Source organism: Varibaculum sp. GTC20041 (assembly GCF_055387755.1).
On record NZ_AP041144.1, the window covers coordinates 20,983 to 39,249 of the forward strand.

General features: G+C 53.0%; 13 protein-coding genes and 1 tRNA gene. 10 read left to right on the plus strand and 4 right to left on the minus strand.

Annotation, left to right across the window (positions count from 1 at the left end; genetic code table 11):
- Nucleotides 1-55 precede the first annotated feature (55 nt).
- Genes ACZ5BI_RS00095 through ACZ5BI_RS00105 form a run of 3 tightly spaced genes read right to left on the minus strand, consistent with a single transcriptional unit; the run spans nucleotide 56 to nucleotide 6,702 of the window.
- The gene (locus ACZ5BI_RS00095; protein WP_464896337.1) at nucleotides 56-4,021 is read right to left on the minus strand and encodes a lipid II flippase MurJ; all 3,966 of its coding nucleotides are present in this window, start codon (nucleotides 4,019-4,021) and stop codon (nucleotides 56-58) included.
- A gap of 16 nt (nucleotides 4,022-4,037) precedes the next feature.
- On the minus strand, nucleotides 4,038-6,197 hold the full coding sequence (locus ACZ5BI_RS00100; RefSeq protein WP_316085982.1) for a DUF6049 family protein: 2,160 nt from the start codon (nucleotides 6,195-6,197) through the stop codon (nucleotides 4,038-4,040).
- A gap of 1 nt (nucleotide 6,198) precedes the next feature.
- On the minus strand, nucleotides 6,199-6,702 hold the full coding sequence (locus tag ACZ5BI_RS00105) for an NUDIX hydrolase (RefSeq protein ID WP_024059646.1): 504 nt from the start codon (nucleotides 6,700-6,702) through the stop codon (nucleotides 6,199-6,201).
- Between the two features lie 86 nt (nucleotides 6,703-6,788).
- Between ACZ5BI_RS00105 and ACZ5BI_RS00110 the strand changes: the two genes are divergently transcribed.
- The 7 genes from ACZ5BI_RS00110 (at nucleotide 6,789) to ACZ5BI_RS00140 (ending at nucleotide 13,021) form a co-directional block, all read left to right on the plus strand.
- The gene (locus ACZ5BI_RS00110; protein ID WP_464896338.1) at nucleotides 6,789-8,291 is read left to right on the plus strand and encodes a CCA tRNA nucleotidyltransferase; all 1,503 of its coding nucleotides are present in this window, start codon (nucleotides 6,789-6,791) and stop codon (nucleotides 8,289-8,291) included.
- A 105-nt stretch (nucleotides 8,292-8,396) separates the two neighbouring features.
- On the plus strand, nucleotides 8,397-9,146 hold the full coding sequence (tmk, locus tag ACZ5BI_RS00115) for a dTMP kinase (RefSeq protein ID WP_464896339.1): 750 nt from the start codon (nucleotides 8,397-8,399) through the stop codon (nucleotides 9,144-9,146).
- Entirely contained in the window at nucleotides 9,143-10,336 is a 1,194-nt protein-coding gene (locus ACZ5BI_RS00120; protein ID WP_316087351.1) for a DNA polymerase III subunit delta', read from the plus strand. The genes tmk and ACZ5BI_RS00120 overlap by 4 nt, the downstream gene beginning before the upstream one ends.
- 3 nt (nucleotides 10,337-10,339) lie before the next feature.
- Nucleotides 10,340-11,905 carry an alpha/beta hydrolase gene (locus ACZ5BI_RS00125; RefSeq protein ID WP_464896340.1) on the plus strand — a complete coding sequence of 522 codons (1,566 nt, stop codon included), beginning with the start codon at nucleotides 10,340-10,342 and terminating at the stop codon, nucleotides 11,903-11,905.
- Nucleotides 11,906-11,922: 17 nt separating this feature from the next.
- Nucleotides 11,923-12,441 carry a fluoride efflux transporter FluC gene (locus tag ACZ5BI_RS00130; protein WP_316086802.1) on the plus strand — a complete coding sequence of 173 codons (519 nt, stop codon included), beginning with the start codon at nucleotides 11,923-11,925 and terminating at the stop codon, nucleotides 12,439-12,441.
- Nucleotides 12,441-12,830 carry a fluoride efflux transporter FluC gene (locus ACZ5BI_RS00135; protein ID WP_278605351.1) on the plus strand — a complete coding sequence of 130 codons (390 nt, stop codon included), beginning with the start codon at nucleotides 12,441-12,443 and terminating at the stop codon, nucleotides 12,828-12,830. The genes ACZ5BI_RS00130 and ACZ5BI_RS00135 overlap by 1 nt, the downstream gene beginning before the upstream one ends.
- 117 nt (nucleotides 12,831-12,947) lie before the next feature.
- Nucleotides 12,948-13,021 (plus strand) — tRNA-Pro (locus ACZ5BI_RS00140).
- A gap of 486 nt (nucleotides 13,022-13,507) precedes the next feature.
- Here the strand turns inward: ACZ5BI_RS00140 and ACZ5BI_RS00145 are convergent.
- On the minus strand, nucleotides 13,508-14,176 hold the full coding sequence (locus ACZ5BI_RS00145; RefSeq protein ID WP_278605352.1) for a DUF3800 domain-containing protein: 669 nt from the start codon (nucleotides 14,174-14,176) through the stop codon (nucleotides 13,508-13,510).
- 539 nt (nucleotides 14,177-14,715) lie between these two features.
- Here ACZ5BI_RS00145 and ACZ5BI_RS00150 point away from each other — a divergent pair.
- The 3 genes from ACZ5BI_RS00150 (at nucleotide 14,716) to ACZ5BI_RS00160 (ending at nucleotide 18,245) form a co-directional block, all read left to right on the plus strand.
- Nucleotides 14,716-15,114 carry a hypothetical protein gene (locus ACZ5BI_RS00150; RefSeq protein ID WP_464896341.1) on the plus strand — a complete coding sequence of 133 codons (399 nt, stop codon included), beginning with the start codon at nucleotides 14,716-14,718 and terminating at the stop codon, nucleotides 15,112-15,114.
- 444 nt (nucleotides 15,115-15,558) lie between these two features.
- A complete protein-coding gene (locus tag ACZ5BI_RS00155; protein ID WP_024059988.1) occupies nucleotides 15,559-16,713 on the plus strand; it encodes a substrate-binding domain-containing protein in 1,155 nt (384 codons plus the stop codon).
- Nucleotides 16,710-18,245 (plus strand): sugar ABC transporter ATP-binding protein, encoded by a 1,536-nt coding sequence (locus ACZ5BI_RS00160; protein ID WP_464896342.1) that lies wholly within the window; start codon nucleotides 16,710-16,712, stop codon nucleotides 18,243-18,245. Before ACZ5BI_RS00155 ends, ACZ5BI_RS00160 begins: the two co-directional genes overlap by 4 nt.
- Nucleotides 18,246-18,267: the final 22 nt, after the last annotated feature.

The following is an 18,267-nucleotide window of genomic DNA, read 5'->3' on the forward strand; positions in this document are numbered from 1 at the left end:
AAGCTCGCTATGCAACCAGTTAATGCGGTGAGCGAAACCGGGCAGGCAAGGCTCGCTAGGAAACCGAGATCTCAGAAATGGTTGCCCGGTTGTTTCCCGTGTTATCAAGCGGAAGTTCGGGGAACCATAAGATCAGAGCCTGGGCATTAGCTTTCGGGTTAAGTTTGAGGTTAACGGTATCGGAAAAAGTACCATTGGCTAGGACTTTGCCATCACGCGGGAGTCCGGATTCCGGTAGCGAACGCACCTCAATTTTTCCGCCTTGCGCATTAGTTTTTAGCTTAATCTCAGAAACATTAGCCTGTTCCTTGAAAGTTATTACTACCCCAAAACCGCTGCGGTCTCCTAGTTTCGGGTTGCGGAAGAACCGTGAGCGCCACCAGGTGTTTTCGTCGCCATCTATCATCCGGTCAGCTAGCTCAGGATGCTCGGTGTCATTGCCTTCCGCATCGATAGAAGCCACCCCGGCGATTTCCGCCGGTTTAGTTACCGGCGCTGGTTCCGAGGACGGCTTTTGGGTTTGGGTTTGGGTTTGCGAGGCGGACGGTTTGGCTACCGGCGGGGTGTGCCGTGGCCAAAGCACTAAGATCATCACCGAAAGAACTAGCACTACCGCCATCCCGACCAGGCTAGAAACAATCAGCCGCCGACTAACGTTCACCGGTTCTAAATCTCTAGGGGAAAGCTGGGAAATTCGGTCTTTCCGGCGCTGCTCCCGTTGCTGTTGCCGTTCCGCTTTACGCGCAGCTTTTTGCGCGTCCCTATTGATTTTTTCTGCTAATTTCGCTTTCTGTTTAGCTGCCTTTTTCGGATTCTTAGAAAACTTCGGTGTCTGGAGTGAAGATTGAATAGCGGTTTCCTCTGCGTTTATCCCCAGTTCTTCGGGTGTTTTCATTTTCGAATCTAGGGTAGCTAATGTAGGTATATGTCCCGCCGAGTCCCCCGGTTTGCCTGATCCGAGGCGACCTAAGAAGTTTGGTGGTTGCGGGTGAGATCCCTCCCGGGCCTGCTGGGAACTCACCGCTTCGGGCACCCAGGCGCCATCCCCTGCTTTTTCCTCCTGCGGGTTAAGATCCATTTCCTGCATTTCGGCTAAGGGGATTGCCTGGGTCTTTTCTGATTCTTGATAGGGCTGCTTGCGATGTCCCGCGATTTTAGCTGCCGGAGGCAATACCGGTTTTATGGCTCGGGGAGAATCAGCAGCCTCCATAGCTAAAGTATTGTCCCGGGGCTTTTCCTCTAAATTCTTTTCCCCGCCATTGTCGTTTTTATCGTCCCGGTCGGCTAACCAGTTAGCTACCGGATCCAGTTCGCCCGTTCCCAGTTGCTCCCAGATGGCCTGGCAGAGACGAGGAGAAGGCATGGCTGCCCCCGCCAGGGCTACCGCATCTAAATCCACATCGCTGCCATGATGGAAATCAGAGGGAGGGAGCAGTTTTTCTCCCGCATTTGCTTTCTGGAACTGGTCACGATCACCGCTAGTCAAGAAATAGAGCAGCTCTAAAACTCGCTGTCCGTCGCGGCTTTGCGTCGCGGTTAAATCAGCGGACGCGTTTTGATCTGCTACGTCAAGACGGATAAATACTTTTCCGGTCGGCGAGACCAAAATATGGGCGGGATCGATAGCCCCATGCGCTAGACCTGCCTCATGAAGTTGTGACAACCCCGCGCTCACCTGCGAAATTAGAGAGTGGATTACCGATGCCGGCATTCCAGATCCTACAATCTCGCTAAGCGGTAGATCCGGGGTAGCTTGCAATAAAACTGCATCCACCGGATCAGAACAAACCCAAATAAATTTCTGGAAACCTGGAGCCTTAACTTGCTGCAGGCGGGAATAATATTCGCGGGTTTTTTCCCGTTTACCTTGTAGCACCAGCAGCTCGGCAGGTTTATTGCTTTCATCACTAACTGCCCAGGCATCCTTTTCGGGTAAAAATTCGCCCTCCAGTCGCTGGTTGAGAGTCAGCAAAGAAAAATGTTCCTGACCGGGGAAACGCACCGTCATACCGGATTGCAGGTTAACATATCCGTCGGCGTTATAGCTGATAGCTGTCACCTCGGGTTCAAGATGTTCACTGGCCACTTGATCCTCATCTTCCTTGCTTAGTTCATTTTGAGGCTGCAAATAGGAATTTTTCCCAGTTTCGCTGGGATGCGATTGCGCTTCAACCTGGGTTTGCGCGGGTTCGTCCTCCCCTATAGATGCGATACTAGGTTCATCTTCCCTAGAGTTTATCGCCTCTGGTGCGCTAATGCCCTCCTGGGACTGCGAGTTAGAGCTCGGCTGAGTCTCGCTGGGAACGTAAGTTAGTACTTGCGGCAAAGGACGCCCTTTGCTCAACTTGGCCCAGATGGGAGCCGCCAAAAGGGCAAGCGCGGGACAGCGCCAAACCAATAGTAGTCCCAGGTACACCAGGGTAATTACCAGAGTGACTACCAATACCCGCGCCAAAGCCCCGGTCATATGTACTAGCGCCGGATCATTTTCGGCACCAGCCAGGGGCCCCCAGTAATGTAAAATCAACCAACCCGCACAGCCGGCTCCCAGGGTCGCGAGAGAAATAGTCAGCAGTGAACGCCCTAGTTGAGCAGTAAATTTTAAAGGCAGATGCTTCTTGTGCAAATGCCAAAGCGTAAGTGCCGATCCCACCAGGTATGACAACTGCATACCGGCGGAGGCTCCCATTACCCAATATTTGACCGGTAGTAGCAGCACCGTTAACCCACAAACAATAAGGGTGGAGATCGTCATGGGGATTTGCACCAGGAAAGTACTGCGGGCATCCGCAAAAGCCAAAATTAGTCGCTGTGAAAGGTTAAAGAATCCCAGGAAAGGAATCCCCAACGCCATCACCGCCAACACCTGTGCAAACGCCTGCACCGAGGCGATAGGGGTAGTGGGCATAATGAACTGCATAATTGGCAGCGCTAAAACTATGATTAGTACCGCACACAGGCAAGTGATTAAAGAAACCCCCTGCTGGGTGTTAAGGAATTGGGTGCGTAGGCGCGAGAGCGCTCCGACGGCCACCATAGCGCTCATAGAGGTAAACATGGCGGTAACTACGGAAGTCACAATCATTGATTGCGGGATCATATAGACCGTAAAGGCAGTGTTATAAGCTGTAGTAGTAGCGATAGTTACCTGATGTTTGGAGGCGTAGCCGTTAGCTGCGGCCGCGATATTAGAAATTGCCAAAAAACCCAGCTGGGCTACACATAAAGCTGAAAAAGCCCAGATGGCAGTGCGGGATACTTCTCCTAGGCCATGGCCGCGAATCCCCCAAACGGGACGCATTTTAAAACCGGTGCGGCGCAGCGGAATCAGCAAAATCAGGGCTTGCACCACGATTCCTAACGTGGAAATACCGGCCAGTAAAACCACCGGTTCCCCGGTCCAGACGCTGGGGTCACCCGCCCAATCGGTTTCGGTACCCAGTACCCTCCAGAAAACAAATATTCCTGCAATCCCCACCACGTTGTTTACTACCGGTGCCCACATGTAGGGGCCGAAAGAGCCTTTAGCGTTAAGGAATTGTCCCCACAGGGAATAAAGACCGTAGAAGAACACTTGGGGGAGTGACCAATAAGAAAAAGTAATCGCCAGCTGTTTCCATCCCGGATCCAGTTTTGCCGCAAATAAAGTAACGAATACCGGAGCCAGGGCTACACATACCAGAGTTAAAAGTAGCAGTCCGGTAGTAAATAAGGTAAGCAGCCGATTAATGAACTCATCAGAGTTTTGGCGTTGCAGGGCGCGCACAATCTGGGGAACCAGCACCGCGGAAAGAATAGAGGAAGCTAGCAGATTATAAATAATATTGGGAAGGCTATTGGCGGCCTGGAAAGCATCATTAGCCCCGATCGAACCGATCAGCGCAATTAGCAATGCCGCCCGCACAAAACCCAGCAGCCGGGAAACCATGGTTCCAGCTAGCATGATTCCCGAGGCACGAGCTACATTAATTTTCTTGATGCCCTTAATTTCCGGGTCGATTTTTTTATCCTCGCTGCTCACTGCCTCCTCCTTCGCTTTATTCTTGTTCCATCCGGGTGCCCCGGCGGAAATTAACAATCAAACCAACTATAAAGATCGCTGCCGCGCTAAAGATAAAACCAAGAAAAATCCGATCCTCCCACCCGGTACGAATCCGCAGGTCAATTTGCTGTTGCTGATCAAGAACTAGATTACCGGTCTGCGGTAAGATCGCTACTTTCACCCGGACGTTACCGTTGCGTACCGCAGTAATTGGAATCTTTACGGTTCTTGATCCTTTGGGAGCTAAGCTCACCGCTACTGTGGAGTCGGCTCGCAGACGCGAATCAGTTGGCTGTAGCTTTAAGCGTACGTTCACCTTAACTGGGAGTCGATTTAACACCTTAATCGGTATTTGGGAACTACTGGCAATCAGATTTATTTGCGAAGAAGTCTGGATCTGTACCGCCCGCGCCAAAAGATCCAGTTCGCTTCCCGCATTAGTGATCGCCTGGTTACGTTCCGCACTAGTCATTGCCCGGGAAGTGGAGAGCAAAAGCTGCTGATATAGGGGGGTAGTAATGCGCTGGTGATCCTGAGCTATCTGCTCTAACGACGGCACCACGCGCCCGCGGGCAGAATTAAGCGATTTGGTGGAGCTATGGGAAGAACTCCCGGCGACTCCTAAAGTTCCGGTAGTATCTGGCGCCAGATTCTGGATTTTGGGATCGGTACCTAAAGTTACCGAGGTAGGGTCGGCGCCTAGCGCTTGCGGTAAAGCGGTACCCTTAACCCACGAGTCGCTAAGAATCTTGCTTATACGCTGTTGGGTTACCGCCCCCTCTATGGCTCCATTAGGTAAAACTGCGTTAATGAGTCGGGGTTGTGAAGGACGTTCGCTGGCGATTGCGGCCAGCATGGCGCGAGCTACCTGGGTATTAGTGAAAGCGTCCTCGGTAGAAGAAGAAGCCAAAAGTGCCGATAAAGTCCCATGATCTGCCAGGAATTGACGGGTTTGATCCCCGGTTTTAGCTTGCCCTAGCAGGTCCGGTTGATAGTTGTAACTTTGCGTTAAGGGTAACTGATCTCCGCCGGTAACTAGGACGCAGCCCTCGCTTAACCGATTTTCGGAGCTGCCGCAGATAGCATCTGTCCGGCCTGCCCAGTGGGGATTAGCCAAAAAAATGGTACTGGGAGCTAGGGTTAGCTCCTTTTCCAGTAATGCTCCCAGTTGGCGGTTTCCTTCTGCTGCTTTAGCCAGCGCGTCTTTATCTAATTGCACTAGGTCGGGTGCGCCCCATAAATCAAGTGAGACACTAGCGCCTTTAGCTTGCGCAGTTTTCAGAGCCTCAAGCATTACCGGTTCAAGACTTAAAGGGTCGGGTTTTTCCGGTAAAGGAGCAAAACTACCGGTTAAGAGGGGAGAGTTAGTGTGCAATAGGGCAGGATCAACCACCCAAGTAATTCCCGTAGTTGACAGGTTGCTCAAGAGTTTTGCATTAGCGCCCACGCTTTTCAATGGCTCGTTGACTCGACTGGACGTCTGGGTACTGGCAGTAGCCTGACTGCCTATTCCATCCCTAGCCAACCATTTGGCGATTTCGGGGGAAGAGGCCGAAAGGGGAGCTATAATCGCCAGGGAACTTTTTGCCGGTGATTCTGTTTGCGGAGCATACAACAGTAGGGACCGGTCACCTCGGGTATTTTTTCTTTTCACCTTGCTAGCGGAAACGCTAGCCTGAACCCCCAGGCTCCCCAAACTGTTCTTACTTAGGGCAGGCAGGGTACTGGTGGGAATCTCTATTGCAAATTTAACGGTTTTTTTCGCTGGCACCTGGGTTAAAGTTTTACTTTGCCGAAGGCGTAAAACCCCCATCCCCCTGTCGGATTCCCCTTTAACCCAGGTGCGGATAGTCTCGGCGTCTCCTCCCAATCTGGAAGTAGTAGACACCTGCACTATTACATTATTTACAGTGGCGTCGGTGTGGTTGCTGACGCTTCCGGTCACCGTAACCTTTTCTGTTCGCCCCTGTTCATCCTCTTTATAGGAGAGGGTGTCGGGGCTAATCGCAGTAATGGCCGCAGTTAGCTCCGAGGACGGCGCAGATGGGGCAGCTTTAGCCCCCGGGGGGCTAACGGGATTCAGGGTGCAGGTCAGGGCGAGTAGCACGGTAACTACCGCCCCGAACACTCTGCCCCTCAGACGTGAGATAGCCACCCTAGTCCTCTATTTCTAATAGTTCCAGGGCAGTGGCTACCACTTTGCGTTCATTTGGGTAAACCAGCACTTTGGAGACCATGTCCAGGGGAACCCAAGCGGCGGCCTCCGCTTCATGGTCAGGATCATTATCGACGGTAATCGCGCCGCCCGTAGCCTCTAATAGATAGTGGTGTACCACTTTATGGATCCGCCTGCCGGCTCCCGCGAACCAGTAATCGATAGAGATCAGCGGGGCAATCACTTTTCCTTTGATCCCGGTTTCTTCAAAAATTTCTCTCCGCGCAGCTTGTTGCGCGGTTTCGCCCGGTTCCAAATGACCTTTAGGCAGGCACCATTCGATATTGCCATTGCGGTTACGACGGGCGATTAAAGCCACGAAAGCCTGGCGGTCTTCAACTTTTACTACCAAGCCGCCGGCAGAAGTCTCGTCCACAATTGGTAGCGAGGCAGCGCGGCGCGACTTGGCGCGGTGACGGCGACGATACGAATTGCGAACAGACATATCTTTAATGCTACCTTGCCCCCTTGTCAGCGGGCTAACAACTTGCCACTTGGAAGACGGCTAGGCTTTCTGGCAATCTGTAAACGATGAATAAGAATCTAAAGTTAGCTAATGATCCTGCTGGCCTGAACGCTAACGAGGTGCAGTTGCCAGAAAATGCGGCCGCCGCCCTCGCGAATATGCTGCAGGCGCTTTCTAAGCTGCCGGCAGTGGTGTTAGAACTCGCGGATCTATTTACCGCCAAAGGCCAAGAGCTTTCCTTGGTAGGCGGGCCGGTTCGGGACGCCATGTGCGGGCGCGAACCTCACGATTGGGATCTGGCAACTTCAGCGCGTCCAGATGAAACCGAACAGATTTTGAAAGACTGGGCGGGAAACGTGTGGACCATGGGTAAAGAGTTCGGCACTATTGGAGCCCATAAAGCAGGTTTAACCGTAGAAGTAACTACCTATCGCAGCGATAAATATCAAAAAAATAGCCGCAAACCCGCGGTAAAGTTTGGGGATACTTTAGAGGGCGACCTAACGCGTCGGGATTTTACGGTGAACGCGATGGCGCTGCGGCTACCAGATTTAACCTTGGTGGATCCCCATCAGGGGATAGCCGATTTAGTTGCCGGCCAGCTACGTACCCCGGTGTCTCCGGAGCAATCTTTCGATGATGATCCGCTGCGAATGATGCGAGCTGCCCGGTTCGCTTCTCAGCTTGACCTGGACGTGACTATGCCGGTGATGGCGGCGATGGAAAATATGGCGAGTCGTATCGAGATTGTTTCCCCTGAGCGGGTGCGCTCCGAACTGGAAGCCCTGATGGTGGGAAAAAATCCGCGCAAAGGCCTAGAACTATTGGTTTATACCGGGCTGGCAGCGATAGTGCTACCGGAAGTGGCAAATCTGCGCGCCACCGTTGACGAACACGGCCGCCACAAAGATGTCTACGAACACACCTTGACCGTAGTTGACCAGGCAATAGCTTTAGAGACCGGCCCCGAGGGGGAGGTGCCGCGTCCCGATTTTATTCTGCGTTTCGCCGCTCTGATGCATGATGTGGGTAAACCTGCCACCCGCCGTTTCGAAAAAGATGGGACGGTATCTTTCCATCATCACGAGATCGTGGGAGCGAAACTTACCCGTAAACGGATGCACGCCCTCCATTTTGATAAACAAACCATTAAAGATGTAACCCAGTTAGTTGCTTTACACCTGCGCTTTCACGGCTATGGGGAGCAGGCTTGGAGTGATTCGGCGGTGCGCCGCTACGTGGCCGATGCCGGGCCGATGCTGACTCGTCTGCATCGCCTGACCCGCGCTGATTGTACGACCCGGAATCGGCGCCGCGCGGCGCGCCTAGAGCACGCCTATGATGACCTGGAAAAACGCATTGCCCAGCTGGCCGAAAAAGAGGAGCTGTCTCGGATTCGCCCCGAATTAGACGGGGAAGAAATTATGCAGATCCTGCAGCTAAAGCCCGGTCCGCAGGTGGGGAAAGCCTATAAGTATCTGCTGAATTTGCGACTAGAAGAGGGCGAAATTGGCAAAGAGGCGGCGCGTGAGCGACTGCTGGAATGGTGGGAAAGTGATTCTGCCTAAGTAACCTAGAGGATGCCCGCCGCTTAGTGAGGTTTTGCCGGGCTAGTGCCCGTTTTGTCACCGGAGGCAGAGCGCTGAGCTAACTAAGTTCGGTAAGCTAAGCACATGAATGCCGCCACGCCCTACCCTGGTTTCTTTATCTCCTTTGAAGGAGGGGACTATACCGGGAAATCTACTCAGGTGAAACTGCTCATGCAGGCTTTAGCGGCGCGCGGGGCAGCTGCGATCGCCACTTTTGAACCCGGCGGCACCTCCTTGGGGCAAAGACTGCGCCGGGAAGTGATGCATGGTGAAGACCTTGACCCCCACACGGAGGCGCTGCTTTATGCGGCAGATCGGGCTTGGCATGCGCACACTATAATCAAACCGCATCTGCAGGCGGGCGAAGTAGTGGTATCGGATCGTTACCTGGATTCTTCCCTGGCCTATCAGGGAATAGGACGGGGACTAGGGCTAGAAAAAATTGCAGAAATCTCCCGGTGGGCAACCAATAATCTCCTGCCTGACCTGACTATATTGCTCGACGGTGATCCGGAAGTATTAGCTTCGCGGCGCACCGAGCGCCCTGACCGGATGGAGTCGGCAGGCCTGGCTTTTCACCAGGCGGTGCGGCAGGCGTTCTTGCAGATTGCGCAGCGCGATCGGCAGCGGATAAAGGTGCTAGATGCTACCCGTGGGGTAACAGAAATCCATCAGCAAGTGTTATCACTAGTCAGCGCGGCTTTTGCGGCGAGGACGAAAATGCAGGCTGGCCAAAAGCAGACCGGAAGCGTGTGGTCGCTACCAGATTTGGGTGCCTGCGAGGCGGATACTCCGGCCGGTGATAGTCCCCAAACCGGGTTGCAGCAGTTATGAGCGTTTGGGATCAGATCGTCGGGCAAAAGACGGCGGTAAAAATTTTTGAGACCGCTGCGCATTCTGCGCGCGCCCTCCGACAGGCAAATGAGCAGCAGACAGAGGACTCGGCTTTAACCAGGCAAATGTCGCATGCTTGGTTGGTTACCGGTCCTCCCGGTGCGGGACGGTCGGTAGCGGCGCTCGCTTTCGCGGCCGCTTTGCAATGTGAAGATCCGCAAACTCCAGGCTGTGGGCAGTGTGGGGAGTGCCGCCGCGTACTTAAAGGTACCCATCCGGACGTGAAAGTGGTGACCACCGAACGCCTGATTATCAAAATGGAGGAGATTGCTTCCCTGGTGACGCTGGCACAGCAGGCGCCTGCCGGAGGAAAATGGCGAGTGATATTGATGGAGGACGCCGATCGGATGGTGGAGCGCACCTCCAATCTATTGCTGAAAGCGATTGAGGAACCACCCCCGCGTACCGTGTGGCTCCTGTGCACCACTCAACCTGGCGATGTGTTACCCACGATTCGTTCCCGCTGCCGCCACGTCAGCTTGGTTACTCCCAGCGTGGAGGAAGTGGCGCAGTTGCTGATTGAAAAACATGGGGTCGCCCCGGAAACTGCCCGCCAAGCAGCGGCGATGTCTCAATCCCATATTGGGGTGGCGAAATCTTTAGCTCGCGACCCGGCCGAACTGGAGCGCCGCCGAAAAATTTTATTGTCTGCCACCACTACTTCCAGCGTGGGCGAAGCGGCGCTGCTAGCACAAAAATTGGTGGAGGCAGCAAAAACCGATGCTAGTAAACGGGCGGAAGAAAAAGATCAGCAAGAACTGACGCAGTTGCGTCGCGCTTTGGGGTATGACCAGGAGGGGACGCGGCTGCCGCCTGCCCTAAAAGCCCAGGAAACTGCGCTAAAAGCGGATCAAAAACGACGCTCTACCCGCTACCTACGCGATAGTCTAGATCGAGTATTACTTAATCTTCTGGGGTTTTATCGCGATGTTTATCTGCTGCAAAGCGGGGCGCAGGTACCGCTAATTAACGTTGACCTGATGGAAGCGATTACCAGATTGGCGAAAGGCTCTGCGCCGCAGCGTACCGTACAACGTATGGACGCGATTCGCACCGCCAGGCGGCGCCTAGCAGCAAATGTGACGCCGCTACTTACGATGGAAGCAATGATGATGGATTTGAGGCAGTAGTTAATGATTAAACACAAACTGTCAATGCTGGTAGCAATAGTTTTTACCGCTTGCTTGATGCTGTCGGCCTGTAGCGTTGGCTCCAAATCCGATACCCGGGTGGCCCCGTCTACGTCCTCAGAAACTAATTCCTTAGATGGCGAGGACGCCGTTATTCCCGCCGGGCTGGAACGCTACTATCAGCAAAAAGTTTCCTGGGCGCCCTGCCAGGAAAGCGACTTGAAGGATTATCAATGCGCGCAGGTGAAAGTACCTTTGGACTATAGTGACACCCAGAAGGAAGATATTGAGTTGGCGCTGGCGCGCAGTCGGGCGAGCGGAAAACGCTTAGGGAGCCTGCTGATCAACCCTGGCGGACCGGGAGGATCAGGGGTTGACCTGATAAAAAACTCGGAAGATATGTTTTCGGAGCAGGTGTTTTCCACCTTTGATGTGGTGGGATTCGATCCGCGGGGAGTCTCCCGCTCGCATCCCATAGAGTGCACCACCGATGCGCAAAAGGATGAGTCCTTAGCCGAAAGCCTGGATCTGGGAACGGTCGCAGGCCGGGAGACTTCCATAGCGGATATGAAAGAGTTTGCCCAGCGCTGTCAGGAAAAAAACGCCGACTTGGCGCGGTATCTAGATACCGTTTCTTCCGCCCGAGATTTAGATATTTTGCGAGCCGTCCTCGGAGATAAAAAACTCTCTTACCTGGGATATTCCTACGGATCGTTCCTGGGGACCACCTATGCGCAACTATTTCCCAAAAATGTGGGACGCCTGGTATTAGACGGGATTTTGGATGGGTCTTACTCCTATGGGGAAGTCTCAATGGCGCAAGCCAAAGGTTTCGAGGCGGCGTTTGGCAACTTTGCTGCCTGGTGTGCGCGAGAAGGCAAGGATTGCCCCTGGAAAGATACGCAAGCCGGTATAAAACAGTTGAAACAGTTTTTTTCTGCCGCCGATGCCTCGCCGATTCCTACTAATGATTCTGCCCGCCCGCTAAATGGGGCTTTAGCTTTTGGGGCAGCGGTCGGGATGCTCTACTACGAAACTTTGTATCCCTCTCTGCTAGAGGGACTGCAAGCCGCGTTGAAAGGTGATGGTGCGCCTCTATTGAAAATCTCTGATTTATTTAATCAACGCGGCGTAGACGGCAAGTTTGAGAACAATGCTTTAGATGCTTTTATTGCGATTAACGGCGCCGATTATCCGGTGGAAGGCAATGAAAAACAGTGGGATCAGCGTGGGCAAAAACTGGTGCGAGATTTTCCCTTGATGGGATCTTCCATGGCGTATGGAGAATATGCGCTCGCGGCCTGGCCGTGGCAGTCTACCGCGAAACGGGAAAAAGTGAAGATTGTGGGGGCGCAACCCATTTTGCTGGTGGGTAACACTAAGGATCCGGCTACGCCCTATGAAATGGCGCAATCGGTTCACCGGCAAATACCTAACTCGCGGCTGGTGACTTGGGAATCCTATTCCCATACGGCTTACGGTTTAGGGTCGGAGTGCGTAGCGGAAACGGTAGACAAATACCTGGTGGCGGGGATTTTACCTGAAAATGATGTTACCTGTGATGATTAAGGCCGAGGGTATAGCCGATGGATAAACCCCGTGATGTGGCTAAGCATCCTGCTCGGCGAATAGGGGCGGATGCGGTCGCTATTTTTATTGGCGGTATGGCGGGAACTTTGGCGCGCTGGGGGCTAGATAGCTGGACTTTACCGATTTCAGAAAGTTATTTTACCTGGTCGGCGGTAACTTTTGGAGTGATTGTCGCTAATTTGTTGGGGGCTTTCCTGCTGGGATACTTCAAAACTCGGGCTAATCGGAAAGGGACGGGCCTGCACCGTTTGGGAACTCCGGTAAAACTGGGGATCACCACCGGGTTCTTGGGAGCTTTCACCACCTTTTCGGCTTTCGGAATCGCGGCAGTTAGTGGTGAGAAAACCTCTTTGGATAGTGATTTTTGGGCGCTAGGGGGCAAGTTTTATCCCGCCGCAGCTTTGGCGATAATCCTGCTGGTAATCGGGGTGGTGCTTGCCGGTGTTGGGTACCGGCTGGCGACTAAAGATGCCCCGGGAGGGCGCGTCAAGAGCGGACGGGGGCAGGAGCGTTAATGGGTGGAATCGGTTTTGCCTTAGCGTTAGGCGCGAGCGGTGGAGTGGGGGCGCTTTGCCGTTGGGGGATCGACGTGACTTGGCTAAAGCTAGAAAAACGCCACCCGGCTGGAGGAATCGCCCTGGTGAACGTGTTGGCTTGCCTGTTGGGTGGGATGCTGATTGCCGCGGTGAGTAGTGGCGGCCTGCATTCTGATAGCCGGGTCTATGCCCTGTTAGCTACCGGATTTTTGGGTGGCTTTTCTACTTTCTCTACTTTTGTGCTCGATATTTTTTCGGTGACGGAACGGGGAAATTGGCGCCGCGCCTGGGGAGCGTTACTGCTGGTATGGGCGCTCTCACTACTGGCAGCGGCCGCCGGGCTCGCCCTCGGTAGTTTCCTATTCTGATTTTTACTTCCAGATGGGATTTTCGAGTTTAGGTCTGACTTTTGTGTGACATCCGCCGAAATCTAGGCAGGTGATTTTTAGATTTACCGAGGGTCTGCCTACAATATGGGAGTTACGCGGGGTGTGGCGCAGCTTGGTAGCGCGCTTCGTTCGGGACGAAGAGGTCGCAGGTTCAAATCCTGTCACCCCGACGAGCGAGACCGAAAGGGAGAGAAACGAAAGTTTTTCTCCCTTTTGTGTTGAGCGAGGAAGGGGTCGTAGGCGACCAGCCGAATACCCCGACCATGGTCAGGGCACGATTTATGCCCATAACCGGGGACTGTACGTGCAGCAGATATGTCGTGAGATTCATTTGCAGCCCCCAAGACTGTTTAGAATCGCAAGGGCTCGCGGGTCATTAACACGACCCCGACGCTGTAAATAAATCTTGGCCGTAATTTGAACATCAGGATGGCCCAACAGTTGGGAGACAGTCGGCAACTTCATTCCCGCGTCAATCCACACACAACCGGCCAAATGCGGGTTAATACCCAAATGGGCATTAGCCCTGTATTAGGGGGGTTGTGATCCGTTTTTCCCTCAGATATACTGGATGCATAACCAAGGCTCGTGTTTCCGAACAGTCGCCCCAAGGTGTGCGTGCCTCCTAGCGAGGCTAGGAACACGAGCCGTTCCTTTTACTGAAAGTGCCACCAAGTCCCGTAAGGTTGGTAGGTACGTCCTCTAAATGTTCTCACGTGGTTTTCGCTATCAGGGTTGCCTCTCAGGAGTCCATGTACTGCGCCAGCAATCATGTCCGCCAGTTGTATTAGTTCGTTATCTTTGGAGTCGGCAAATTCCGCACTTTGGATTGGGTGATGGTTTTTAGAATTAACGGTTTTTCGCAGATATTCAGCACCTCCAGAGAAACCGAACGCTCTCTTGTCTTTGCCGTCAATAATAACTTTTGCGCGAGTTATCTTGCCGCGTGTTTGTGTCAGAACCTGCTTAATCATGTACATCTTTAGATCTTCCGGATTGGATCGCAGATGAGGTGAATACAAGTCATTTTTGTCTATGAAAATGACCCGCACGTAAAAATTGCAGTTTTTGATTGCGTTAAAGTATTCGTCTTTTAGGGCAAGTTTTGTTTTGGAATACTTAAACTCCCTGCTGTAGCGAATCACTTTGCCATGGCTTATGTGTCTGTTTCTTAGCGTGTCTATAACGGATAGGAACTCTACTATCGACTTTCGGCTGTAAAAAACACAAGCAGCCATCACAATGTACTTGCTAGATCCCTGTTCTAACTTCATTCCAGCATCGCCAGAATCATCGATAAATACGTATGCTTCAGGTTCTCGCATTTTTAAATTGGAGCCTGCCTTCATTGGGTACCGTTTCGCAAGAGGACGAGTTCCATGATACCTGCATTTGCATTCTCAATTCCCGCCAGACCCAAAAATCTTTCTACCTGCATTTTTGTTTTGGAAATCCTGTTTACGCATTACCTCTAGTGGAAACACTAAATAGGCGCAAGGAGGGTTTTCCAAGATGATACAAAAAGTATCGAAACGCTTAGTATTGCTTTTCGCCTTGGTGCCGTTAGCGGTAAGCGTTATAGTTCCACTATCAATGCCTAAGGCTGAGTCGAAATAAGAATAGTCGGAATCTGATCGGGTATTTCTTGGTGGATATCCCTGCTTGGCTGCCCCACGCTTCCGGTCGTTTCTGGCCCGGCTTCGAAGGTCTCTCGCCTGAAGAACACGACGCGAAGCTATTCGAAGTGGCCACGCAGTACTACAAGACCATTACTGAAGCGATCCGTCGATACGATCCGAATCACCTCATCCTCGGTGACCGTTACAACGGAAACAAAGGAATTCCTGAGGTCGTGTTGCGCGCTATGGCACCGTTCGTTGATGTACTTTCAGTACAGTACTTCACCGGGAAAACTGAGGAAGAGTACGCCGCGATGATCTCCGACCTCCGGCAGTGGCATGAAATCACAGGTAAGCCCGTGGTAATCGCCGATATTGGGAACTGGGTTCCTACAGACATGAACCCGCACCGCACCAGTGACATGCACACTCATGCCGAGCGTGGTGAGGACTATGCGCAAGGTCTTGCCAGAGTCATGGCCGAACCCTGGATCATCGGCTGGCACTGGTGTGGGTACATTGAGAACCTGGGCCGAGGATGGGGAATTAAGGATCCCTATGATGAGTTTTACTCCGACCTGACTGACCGCATCCGCGAAGCTAATGCAGCTGCCCAGGCTGCGATTAGTAAACGAATGGAGTAAAGAATAAACGAGCGACGGTTAGGTAAAGTCTGATCGCTAATTTCCGTTACTGCAGTCAGCTAGCACCCGCTAGCTGACTGCAGTAATGCTTTGTTTAGCGTTGACATCGACGATAAAACAATCTGAATGATGTACAAACCCGCAGTTCAGGGTCGACTATCCTATCTGTGTGGCTACGTCCATGTTCAGAAGCAGATCAACTTGGCCGTGTAAAGGTCGCTAATAGTTTCGCTAGCGCTCTATTTTTCATAGCTCATTCAAAGCATCATAATCCCTGGTAATACCTCAAAAACAACAGGTTTACATACAGAATTCAGGTGTTATTGCGAAAAAAGTTTTATAGAAGGTCTTGACATCTTGAGTATGAACGTTCACAATAAGGATATCTGGTTCCGCCTTACGGATCGGAGCTTGATAAGTCTCACAGTTCAAAGGAGAACGATTATGAAGAAAAGGGCATTGCTTATCGCTGCGGCCTTGGCAATTGTCGGAAGTACAACGGCCTGCACAGTCGAGTCTGGAAGCGGTGAAAAAGCTGACACTCAGGTTGCCAGCAAGGCAGATGCCGCCCTCAAGGAAGTAGAGGGCAAGGTGTTCAGCAAGGGGCCGAATGGGGAGACTCCCGTCACGTCTAAGGCTGTCGAACTCACCGATGAAGAAATAGCGCAGGTTAAAGCGAAGAAGGCCACCGCTGCCCTCGTGATGCACTACGCTGGCAATGACTGGGCTAATGCCCAGATTGCGGGGCTTAAAGCCGAATTTGCTCGACTAGGCATCGAGGTTATCGCGGTCACCGACGCGAACTTTAACCCGGGTCAGCAGGTATCCAACATCGAGACGGTGCTCGCCAAGAACCCGGATATTGTGGTGTCTATTCCCACTGACCCGGTGGCTACCGCCGGTGCATACCGTAAAGTCGCGGAAAGCGGCGCGAAGCTCGTCTTCATGGACAACGTTCCTAAGGGGCTAAAAGCTGGCGTGGACTACGAATCGATTGTAAGCGCCGACAACTTTGGTAATGGCGTTGTTTCCGCGCACCTGCTCGCCAAGTCTCTAGCCGGTAAGGGAGAGATCGGAGTCATTTACCACTCCGCAGACTTCTTCGTTACCCGTCAACGTTACGAAGGATTCACCAAGGTTATCGAAGAGGAATACCCGGATATCAAGATCGTTAAGAAGCAAGGGATCGCTGGCCCCGACTTCGCTGGAGACGCGCAAAAGGTAGCCGACGCGATGATCAGCCAGAACCCCAAGCTAGCGGCTATCTGGGCAGTCTGGGATGTTCCCGCTGAGGGTGTGATGGCTGCCGCTCGTTCAGCCGGACGCACTGACCTCAAGATCGCTACCGAGGATCTAGGGACAAACGTGGCAATCGCTTTGGCTCAAGACCAACTAGTTGTCGGTCTTGGTGCCCAGCAGCCGTACCAGCAGGGTGTCGCCGAAGCGCGTATCGGCGCCGGGGCTTTGATTGGCAAGAAAGCTCCCTCTTATGTAGCGCTAAATGCTTTGCCGGTCTCGCATGAGAACGTGCTTAAGGCATGGAAGCAGGTCTATAACAGTGAGCCTCCAGCTGATCTGAAGAAAGCGATGAAGAAGTGACTGCCGCAGAGGACACCAAACGGGATGTAACCAACCCGGAACCCTTGGTGGCTATGAGAGGGATCGAGAAATCCTTCTCTGGGGTGAAAGTTCTCGACGACGTTGACTTTGAAATCGTCGCCGGTGAGGTTCACGCCCTGGCAGGTGGTAATGGCGCTGGAAAATCTACGTTGATGAAGATTCTCCAGGGCGTGTATTCCCTGGACAAGGGAACCATCGAGATCGCTGGCAAGCAGTGTCGCTTCGGAAATATCCACGATGCGAAGCGAGCCGGGCTGGGGATGGTATTCCAAGAGTTTAGTTTGGTGCCTACCCTAACCGTTGCGCAAAACATCTTTCTTAATGGTGAGCCTCGCAGCGGGGGAGTGATCAACGACAAAGAAATGATTCGCCGTTCTCGGGAACTTTTCCAGCGTATGCAGGTCGATGTAGATCCCACGGCAAAAATGTCCTCGTTGTCGACGGCCTACTGGCAGTTGACCGAGATCGCGAAGGCTCTGGCCGAGGATGCTCGGGTACTGATCATGGACGAACCTACGGCCGCTCTTGCTCGACAAGAAGCCAAGTCGCTGTTCGAGCTGATCGAACGGCTTACCTCCGAAGGTATCTCCATCGTCTACATTTCCCACCGGATGGAGGAGGTCTACCAAATCGCGGATCGCATCACGATCCTGCGCAATGGTAAGCGCCTACTCACTTCCACACTGTCGGAAATTACACCTGAGGAGATCGTCGAAGGTATTGTCGGTCGTAATGTAGCCATGGCATCTGCTCCCCACCGGGATTGTGCTGAACGTCCGGTTGTGCTCTCGGTAGAGGGGCTGGCCGCTAACAATGGGCTGCATGATGTGTGCTTCGAAGTCCACGAGGGAGAGGTTCTCGGGCTGGCTGGTCTGATGGGCTCCGGTCGTACTGAACTGGCTCGTTCCTTGTTTGGTATCGACCAGGTGACTGCAGGAACCGTGCGTATCGATGGGAGCGAGGTTAAGATCAGCAAACCCGGGGATGCACTCTCGCACGGTTTGGTACTGGTTCCCGAGGATCGCCGCCGTCAAGGTCTCGTATTAAGGCACTCTGTCAACAGCAACCTCCAATTGCCGCACTTGGCGGAAAACTCTCGAGTTGGATGGATGAATGATCGCGCCCTCGGCGGACTGGCCAACAAATTGATCGAAGAGTTTCGCATCAAGGTGACGCGCCCCGAGGCACCTGCCTCGTTACTGTCCGGCGGTAACCAGCAGAAGATCGTGCTCGCCAAGTGGATTAGCCGTAACCCGCGGGTTCTGGTGATGGACGAACCTACAGCCGGTGTTGACATCGGAACCAAATCAGAAATCATCGAGACTATCCGTAACTTTGCAGCCGAAGGCCACGCGGTGATCGTTATTTCTTCTGAATATCCCGAACTACTCGCCATGAGCGATCGCCTGCTCCTGATGCGCGAGTCCACTGTTGAACGCGAACTCACCGCGTCCGAAACTACCGACGAGCAGGCACTAGAACTAGCAGTTCAAGGAGTGAACCATGAGTGATTCAACAGTCCCGGCCAAGGTG